Below are 8366 nucleotides of genomic sequence, written 5' to 3' on the forward strand. Positions count from 1 at the left end.
CTTGTTCCCCGGGGGGCCACCCCCGGACCCCCGATGGGGGGGGCTCCGCCCCCCACGCCCCCCTCCCGGCTGAGCCCATCGGCAACCTGCGGGCCCAGCGCATCTTGCTCTTTGGGGCTTCGCCCCTTGCCCCCTGTCGGCTGGGGCCTTCGGGAACGTGCGGGGCCGGCGTCTCTTGCGCTTCGAGCACTTTGGGGCTTCGCCCCTTGCCCCCTGTCGGCTGGGCTCTTTGGGAACGTGCGGGCGGGCGCATCTTGCTGTTTGAGCGTTTGGGGCTTGTCCCTTTCGGGCGGGCTCTGGCCTCTACGGCACCGTTTCGGCTGAGGCCGTTGTGTCCGTGGGGGTCTTGGTCTTCGGGCTTTTTGGGGCTTCGCCCCTTGGTCACGGATTCGGGAATCTGTTCGGCGACCGGTGGGGGCCGCCGGGCGTTTTTCTTGTGCGGGACGGCTGGAGCAGCGGCTTGGAAATGGTTTCATGCCTGGTATGGGAAGACACCGCAGGGGGGCGCGCGAGGTCACTGTGGCCGACCTCATCGACGAGTTGCGCAGGTTCGAGCCGGGGATGCAGGTGCGGCTTGCCATCCAGCCGCGGCTGCCGCAGGAGCATGCCATCGGGCCTGTGGGGGAGGCCGACGGGGTCGTGTGGATCGGAGACGGGGGACAGCGCGGTTACGCCCCCGAAGAGGTCCGCGAGAACCTGGGCTGGGTCTGACGCAAAAGGTTCGCCATGACGGCGGCTGCCTTTCGTCCGGCCGTGCTTCACCATGTCGATCATGCGGAACAGCCACGGGGTGGCGTTGCATGATCGAGATGAGGGTTGACCCATGAGAAGCCGGATCTCCGTAAGAACGCTGCTGCCCGCCCTGCTGGTCGTGGCGACCGTCACGGCCGTGGCCGCGCCCGTCTCCGCGCACGAGGCGCCGCCGCCGGCACCGGAGACCTCCGCCGCGGACAGCGACACCGACAAGGAGGACTGCGAGCTGGCGCTCAAGGCTCTCGCGCACCACAAGCTGCTCCCGGTCCAGCCCGAAGTAGCCCAGGCCCTTTGCTCCAGGAACAAGACGGCAGAGGACCAGCCCGAGATCGCCCCCTGACGGGCACCGCGTCCTAACCGCTCCCAACGTGCACTAGGCTTTACTCCGATCGAGGGGCTATGGCGCAGTTGGTAGCGCGCCTCCATGGCATGGAGGAGGTCTGGGGTTCGAATCCCCATAGCTCCACCGAAACGAAGAGTGGTGGGCCTCGGCCCACCACTCTTCTTTTGTCTCGTTCAGGCGGTGTAGCGGAGGACGGCTCCCACGTGAAGGTTGGGGTTGGGGCCGTCGGGCGGTAGGACGACCAGTTCCCCGTCGGTCGCCGCCGTGGCTCGGATCAGGGCGGCGTCCGCGCGGGTCTCGCTGGGGGACGTCACCCCGAACTCGTCGTGAAGTTCCTCGGCGGTGGTGGCGATCTGCGCCGGGTCCGGGCCGACCCACAGGCAGGCGTTGGAGAACGGGTCGTCCTCCAGGAGAAGCGTTTCGACGCGTCCCTGGCGGACGGCCTCCGTGGTGGCGGGCAGGCCCGAGACGGCGCGCTGGCCGTTGGCGAGCTCGCGGTCGAAGCGCTCGGCGACGGTCATGATGCGTTCGGCCGTCTTGAGGTTCAGGATTCGGCGGACCTCGGCGTCCAGGTCCGGGTCGTCGACGGTGGTGTTCTTGTCGGTCTCGACGGTGTGCTCCAGGACGTGCTCGGACACCTCGTCCAGCACGGCAGTCCGGGCGCGGGTGTCACCGGCGATCACGACGGCCTCGGCGCCCCAGCGGTCGGCGGCGCGGTCGATCTCGTGGGCGACCTTCTTGGCGTTGGTCTTCCACACGTTCTCCGACGAGCGCTGGAACCGGGACTGGTTCCAGTCGCCCGCCTTGGTCTTGCGGATGGGGTAGTCCTCGTCCCCCTGGACGTCGATGTGCCGGTGCCTCCCGTCGGCGCCGACGCAGTCGATCGCGCCCCCGCGGCGGTCCACGACGGCCAGCAGATGGGGGAACTTCTCACCGCGTTCGGCCAGGTAGGGGAGGACGTCCGGGAGCGGGGCCAGGGTCGCGCGGGGGGTGCGGGGCGGGCCGGGGAGCCGTTCGGTGTGCGCCACCTCACCGTCCACCGCGAAGATCACGAGTCCTTCGGAGCGGCGCGCCCGCGTCTCCTCGTCGATGGTCTGCTCGATCGCGCGGAGCATGCCCTTCGGGGCGTGCTGGGCCTCCAGGTCCGCGCGAAGCGCCCGCCACCGCAGCTCGACGGCCTTGGAGGCGTCCTCGGTCGTCCGGGTGAGGTCGGCGTACACCGACGCGAAGGGCCCCGGACGCTGGTACAGCGATTTGAGGAATGCCAGATCCATGGGGTGGCCCTACCCGTCGCATATGGGACAAACGTAAAGAATGAGGCGGCCGGGCCGGATGGCGGCGCCCGTGGTCAGTGGTCGCGCAGCGCGCTGATGAGCTGGGACTTGTTCATCGACGAACGTCCCTTGATGCCGATCTCGCGGGCCCGCTTCAGCAGGTCTTCCTTCGTCCAGTCGCTGTACGAGGGGTTCTTGCCGCCCTTGCGGCCGACCTTCTTCTTGCCCTGCCCCGCCGACGCGTTCGCGATCCGGGCGGCCTTCTCCTTGCTCTCGCCCTTGTCGCGGAGCCGCTGGTACGTCTTCTCGTCCTTGATCTGTGCTCTAGGCATATCGGACAGGTACCCGGCACGCGCGGGCCACACATCGGCGACAATGGCACCCGGGAAGGGGATTCGTGCGCATTCGCATCCTGGGCCCGCTCGACGTGCGGGACGAGGCCGCGCGGCCCGTCGAGGTCGGCGGCCGGCGGCTGCGCGCCCTGCTCGTCCGGCTCGCGGCCGAGGCGGGGCACCCGGTGTCGGCCGACCGGCTGCTCGACGACCTGTGGGACGGCGCGCCGCCCGCCGGCGGCGGCAACGCGCTGCAGGCGCTGGTCTCGCGGCTCCGCGGCGCCGCCGGACGCGACCTGGTCGAGCACGGCCCGGCCGGATACCGGCTCGGCATCGACCCGGCGCAGGTCGACGCGGTCGCGTTCGAGCGGGGCGTCGCGGCGGCCCGCCGTGAGGACGATCCCGCCCGGCGGGCCGAGGCGCTCCACGAGGCGCTCGCGCTGTGGCGCGGTCCCGCGCTCGCCGACGTCGCCGACGCCGGATTCGCCGCCGCGACGATCGCGCGGCTGGACGAGCTGCGGCTCGCCGCCGTCGAGGACCGCGCGGACGCCGAGCTCGCCGCCGGGCGGCCCGTCCCGCCGGTCGCCGATCTCGAACCGCTCGCCGCCGCGCACCCGCTGCGCGAACGGCTCCGCGGGCACCTCATGCGCGCCCTGTACGCGGCGGGACGGCAGGCCGACGCGCTGGAGGTCTTCGAGGAGACGCGCCGCGCCCTCGCCGACCGGCTCGGCGTCGACCCGTCCCCGGAGCTGTCCGCCGTCCACCTGGAGATCCTGCGGCAGGACGTTCCGGCCGCCGAGCCGCCGCCGCGCCCGGAACGACCGCCGCCGGACCTGCCGCGGCCCGCGCGCACCAACCTGCCCGCCCAGCTCACCAGCTTCGTCGGGCGGGAGGAGGAGTCGCGGCGCGTCGGCAAGCTGCTCCGCGAGACCAGGCTCGTCACCCTCACCGGCCCCGGCGGCGCCGGGAAGACGCGGCTGGCGGGGGAGAGCGCCGCCGCGCTCATCGAGGAGATGCCGGACGGCGTCTGGTTCGTCCCGCTGGCGCCGGTCAGCGACCCGGGCGACGTCGTGCAGGCCGTGCTGCTAGCGCTCGGGGTACCCGAGACCGTCCGTCCCGGCGAGACCCGCGTGATCGCGCGGCCCCTCGAACGGCTCACCGACTTCCTCGCCGCCAAGCGGATGATCGTCGTCCTGGACAACTGCGAGCACGTCCTCGACGCCGCCGCGCGGCTCGCCGGGCACGTCCTCGCGCAGGCCGAGGGCGTGCGGATCCTCGCCACCAGCCGCGAGCCGCTCGGCATCACCGGCGAGTCGCTGTGCCCGGTGCCGTCCCTCCCGCTGCCGGACGACGCCGTGACCGACCCCGCGGACGCGCTCGGCTACGGGTCCGTCCGGCTGTTCGCCGACCGGGCCGCGGCCGTCCGCCCCGGCTTCACGGTCGACGCCGGAACCGTCGCCGACGTCATCGCGATCTGCCGCGCCCTCGACGGCATCCCGCTCGCCATCGAACTGGCCGCCGCCCGGCTGCGCTCCCTCACCTCCGGCCAGATCGCGGCCCGGCTCGGCGACCGGTTCCGGCTCCTCACCGGCGGCAGCCGCGCCGCGCTGCCCCGGCACCGGACGCTCCGCGCAGTCGTCGACTGGAGCTGGGACCTGCTGGACGACGTCGAACGCACCGTCCTGCGCCGCCTGTCGGTGTTCGCGGGCGGCGCCGCGCCGGACGCCGCCGTGCACGTCTGCGGCCTCGCCGCGCCGGACGCCCCCGAGCCCCACGACGTCATCGACGTGATCGCCGCGCTGATCGACAAGTCGCTGGTGATGGCCGACGGCAACGCCGACGTCCGCTACCGGCTGCTGGAGACCGTCCGCGTGTACGCGGGGGAGCGGCTGGAGGAGGCGGGCGAGACCGGACGTGTCCGGTCCGCGCACGCCGCCTACCTGGTCGACCTCGCCGAACGCGCCGAGCCGGAGCTGCGCCGCCACGACCAGCTCCGCTGGGCCGAACGGCTCGCCGACGAACGCGGCAACGTCACCGTCGCGTTCCGGCACATCATCGAGACGCGCGACCGGGAGTCGGGCCTGCGGCTGGTGGCGGCGCTGGTGTGGTTCTGGCTCATGCGCGACCTGGAGATGGAGGCGGGGCACTGGGCGGTCGCCGTCCGCGACATGGTCGGCGACACCGTCCCGCCGGACCTGGAGGAGCCGTACGCCCTGTGCGTCGTCACGGCGGGCCTCATCTCGCAGATGAGCCGGGAGACCGGGCCGGTGCCGGAGTCGCTGAGCGCGATCTTCAACAGCGTCCCCGAGCTCGTGCCCGGGACGCCGATGCATCCCGTCCTCGCCCTCACCGAACCCGCGTCCAGCATGTTCAGCGGCGACATGGACGAGATCGAGCGGCGCCTGCGCCGCGTCCAGGACCACCCCGACCCGTGGGTCCGCGCCGTCACCCACGCCCTCCTCGCGCACATGAACATCAACACCGGGCGCATCGACGCGGCAGCCGAGGAGGCCGCCGACGGCTACGCCCGGTTCCGCGACCTCGGCGACCGGTTCGGCATGATCCTCGGGCTCAGCGGGATGATGCAGGTCGCCATGGCCCGCGGCGAGCTCGCCGACGCCGTCCGGTTCGGCGAGGAGGCGTACGGCTACGCGACCGCCGGTGTCAGCCCCGAGCAGGGCGCGTCGATCCTCACCCAGCTCGCGCGGGCCCGCGCCGACCAGGGCGATGTCGCGCGGGCCCGCGAGGAACTCCACCTCGCGATGGCGCAGATGGACCGGATCGGCGAGTTCGCCGAAGCCGCCGGGGCCTCGCTGATGCTGTGCGAGCTGGCCCTGAAGGAGGGCGACCGCGAGGCCGCCCGCCCGCACGCCGACCGCGCCCTCACGTGGGTCGAGCCGCGCGAGCACCGCCCCGACTTCGCGCAGATCGTCCGCCGCACCTACAGCCGCCTCGGCTGTCTCGCCGAGGAGGACGGCGACCTGGACGCCGCGCTCGGCTGGCACATCCGGGCGTTCCGCGACGTCAAGAACGACGCGCTGATGGGCAACCCGGCCCTGGCCGCGCTGGTCGAGGGACTCGCCGCCTTCGCCGCCGCGCGCGGCGGCCGCTCCCGCACCGCCTGCACCCGCGCCGCCGAACTGCTCGGCACCGCGCACACCCTGCGCGGATTCCGCGACACCGGCTGCTACGACGTCCACCGGACGCTCACGGCCGCCGCCCGCGTCCTCGGCGACGCCGCCTTCGCCGCCGCCTACGACCGCGGCCGCCGCGTCACCCGCGAGGACGTCTTCGCGGCCGGCCCCGCCATCGTCCACTCCACGGCCCCAGCGGCCCCCGACTCCGCTGTGGTCCCGGACTCCGCATGACCTGGGCGGCCGGGTGTCAGGCCCGCCGCGAATACATCCGCATGGCCAGCGGGAACGTGACGACGACGATCCCCGCCGCCCACGCGAGCGTGTACCAGACGTGGTTCCCGACCGGCCCGCCGACCATCAGCGCCCGCATCGACTCCGCGAGATGCGTGACCGGGTTGACCTTCGTCCACGCCTCCAGCCACCCCGGCATCGTGGACGTGTCCGGAACGAGGATGCTGCTCCCGAACGTCAACGGCATCACCCAGATGAACGACAGCCCCTGGACCGTGTCCGGCGTCGGCGCGACCAACCCCACCAGCACCGAGATCCAGCAGACCGCGAGATAGAACACGTACGCGAGCGCGAACCCGGCCAGCACCGACAGCGGATCGGTATGGAATCGGAACCCCAGCAGCGACCCGAACCCGACCAGAACCGTCATCACGGTCACGAACCGGGCCGTGTCCCCGAGCACCGACCCGATCAGCGGCGCGGAACGCGCGATCGGCAGGCTCCGGAACCGGTCGAACACCCCCTTGTGGATGTCCTCGTTCAACGCCGTCCCGAGCCCCATCGTCGCGAACATCGCCATCTGCGCGATCAGCCCCGGCAGCAGTTTCTGCAGGTAAGACTGCGTGTCGCCGGCCACCGCCCCGCCGAACACGTACAGGAACAGCAGCAGGAACACGATCGGCATCAGCGTCGTGTCCAGCAGCTTCTCCGGCGAATGCTTCAGCTGCGCGATGTTGCGCCACGCCAGCGTCAGCCCGTGCCGCAGCGTCCGCCGCGGGCTGATGTGCGCGGGCGGCTCCTTGGCCGGACGGCGCCCGTCAACGGTGATGGCGGTCATGCCACGCTCCCCTCGGGGACGAGTTCGGACGCCGCTTCTTCGGCGAGATGACCGGTGAGTGTGAGGAACACCTCGTCCAGGCTCGGCATCCGCAGCGCCAGCTCCGCCGCCGTGATGGACGCGTCGTCCAGCCGCCTGACCAGCGCCGACAGCAACCGCGGGTCATGCACCGGCGCGGTCACCAGCCCGGCCGGCTCCTGCACCTCCGGCTGCTCCCCGATCAGCTCGGCGACGATCGCGGCGAGCTGTGCCGTGCGGTACGGCTCGGCCGCGCGGACCACCAGCGTCTGCCGCCCGATCCGCCCCTTCAGGTCGTCGGACGTGCCCTCCGCGATCACCCGTCCGTGGTCGAACACCGCGATCCGGTCGGCGAGCGCGTCCGCCTCCTCCAGATACTGCGTGGTCAGCAGCACCGTCGCCCCGTCGGCGACGACACCGCGAACCGTGTCCCAGACCTCGTTGCGGGCCCGCGGGTCCAGCCCCGTCGTCGGCTCGTCCAGGTAGATGACCTCGGGATGGTTGATCAGGCTCGCCGCCAGATCGAGCCGCCGCCGCATCCCGCCCGAGTACGTCTTGACGGCGCGCGACCCGGCCTCGGTGAGCCGGAACCGGTCCAGCAGCTCGCGCGCCCTGGCCTTCGCCGCCCGCCGCTCGAAGTCCAGCAGCCGGGCGATCATCACCAGGTTCTCGATGCCGGTCAGCTCCTCGTCCACGGACGCGTACTGCCCGGTCAACCCGACCATCGCGCGCACCTGGACGGCGTCCTTGACGACGTCGTAGCCACAGACTTCGGCCCGCCCGGCGTCCGGCTTCAACAGCGTCGCCAGCACCCTGACGGCGGTCGTCTTCCCGGCCCCGTTCGGCCCCAGCACTCCGAGGACCGTGCCCCGGCGCGCGGAGATGTCCACGCCGTCCAGAGCCTTCGTGTCCCCGAACCGCTTGCGCAGCCCTTCGGCGCGTATCACATCGTCCATCGGTCGCCCCTCACAGATCGTCGGCTTCTTTCGCTCTGCCGCCCACAACCGTCGCCGAGCGAACTGACACGGCGCGGACATCGGGCGAGCGCCCGCTGACGTCGCGCTGACGGGGTACTGACCTCCGGCCACCTAACCCCTCCGTGACCAGGAGGTTTCCACCATCGGACGAGGAGATGGACGCTCCGATTTGACGGGCCGTCCGGGGCTGCCTAGTCTTCGTCGTGCCCCAAGGGATGTGGGACGCCGAGAGGCGGACGGCCCAGGGGCAAAGCCAACAGAGAAAATCGGTTCGCAGCTTGATCCGGGCCGGGGTACTCTTAAGTGGCAAGCCCGGGACGGGATGCAGGACGCCGCAAGGTGGCCGGCCCGTAGGGCACCTCCCATCGAAGCGATCTTGGCGGGTTCTTCGCCTGCGGGTTCGTTGACGTGTGGGAACTCGGTTCATCTGCCTCCGTCGAAAAGATCTTCCCGGATCTGCTTG

General features: G+C 71.9%; 7 protein-coding genes and 1 tRNA gene. 4 read left to right on the top strand and 4 right to left on the bottom strand.

The annotated features are described in order from the left end of the window. The first annotated feature begins 483 nt into the window (after positions 1-483). From ACH34S_RS41720 to ACH34S_RS41730, 3 genes are all read left to right on the top strand, one after another. Complete coding sequence (locus ACH34S_RS41720) at positions 484-711, top strand: hypothetical protein (RefSeq protein WP_395958479.1); 228 nt, start codon at positions 484-486, stop codon at positions 709-711. Positions 712-823: 112 nt separating this feature from the next. After that, the gene (locus ACH34S_RS41725; protein WP_395958480.1) at positions 824-1093 is read left to right on the top strand and encodes a hypothetical protein; all 270 of its coding nucleotides are present in this window, start codon (positions 824-826) and stop codon (positions 1091-1093) included. A gap of 53 nt (positions 1094-1146) precedes the next feature. Then, a tRNA-Ala gene (locus ACH34S_RS41730) sits at positions 1147-1219 on the top strand. A gap of 50 nt (positions 1220-1269) precedes the next feature. Here the strand turns inward: ACH34S_RS41730 and ACH34S_RS41735 are convergent. Next, positions 1270-2370, bottom strand: a complete 1101-nt coding sequence (locus tag ACH34S_RS41735) for a Vms1/Ankzf1 family peptidyl-tRNA hydrolase (protein WP_395958481.1) — start codon at positions 2368-2370, stop codon at positions 1270-1272. 74 nt (positions 2371-2444) lie between these two features. After that, positions 2445-2702, bottom strand: a complete 258-nt coding sequence (locus ACH34S_RS41740; protein ID WP_395958482.1) for a Rho termination factor — start codon at positions 2700-2702, stop codon at positions 2445-2447. A 65-nt stretch (positions 2703-2767) separates the two neighbouring features. Between ACH34S_RS41740 and ACH34S_RS41745 the strand changes: the two genes are divergently transcribed. Further along, positions 2768-6070 (top strand): ATP-binding protein, encoded by a 3303-nt coding sequence (locus ACH34S_RS41745; RefSeq protein ID WP_395958483.1) that lies wholly within the window; start codon positions 2768-2770, stop codon positions 6068-6070. 16 nt (positions 6071-6086) lie between these two features. Here ACH34S_RS41745 and ACH34S_RS41750 read toward each other — a convergent pair whose 3' ends face one another. After that, positions 6087-6908: an ABC transporter permease gene (locus tag ACH34S_RS41750; protein ID WP_395958484.1), complete on the bottom strand. Its 822-nt coding sequence runs from the start codon at positions 6906-6908 to the stop codon at positions 6087-6089. Next, positions 6905-7882 carry an ATP-binding cassette domain-containing protein gene (locus ACH34S_RS41755; protein ID WP_395958485.1) on the bottom strand — a complete coding sequence of 326 codons (978 nt, stop codon included), beginning with the start codon at positions 7880-7882 and terminating at the stop codon, positions 6905-6907. The genes ACH34S_RS41750 and ACH34S_RS41755 overlap by 4 nt, the downstream gene beginning before the upstream one ends. Positions 7883-8366 lie beyond the last annotated feature (484 nt).

The sequence above is a fragment of the Actinomadura sp. 3N508 genome (assembly GCF_044326375.1).
Lineage (GTDB): Bacteria > Actinomycetota > Actinomycetes > Streptosporangiales > Streptosporangiaceae > Spirillospora.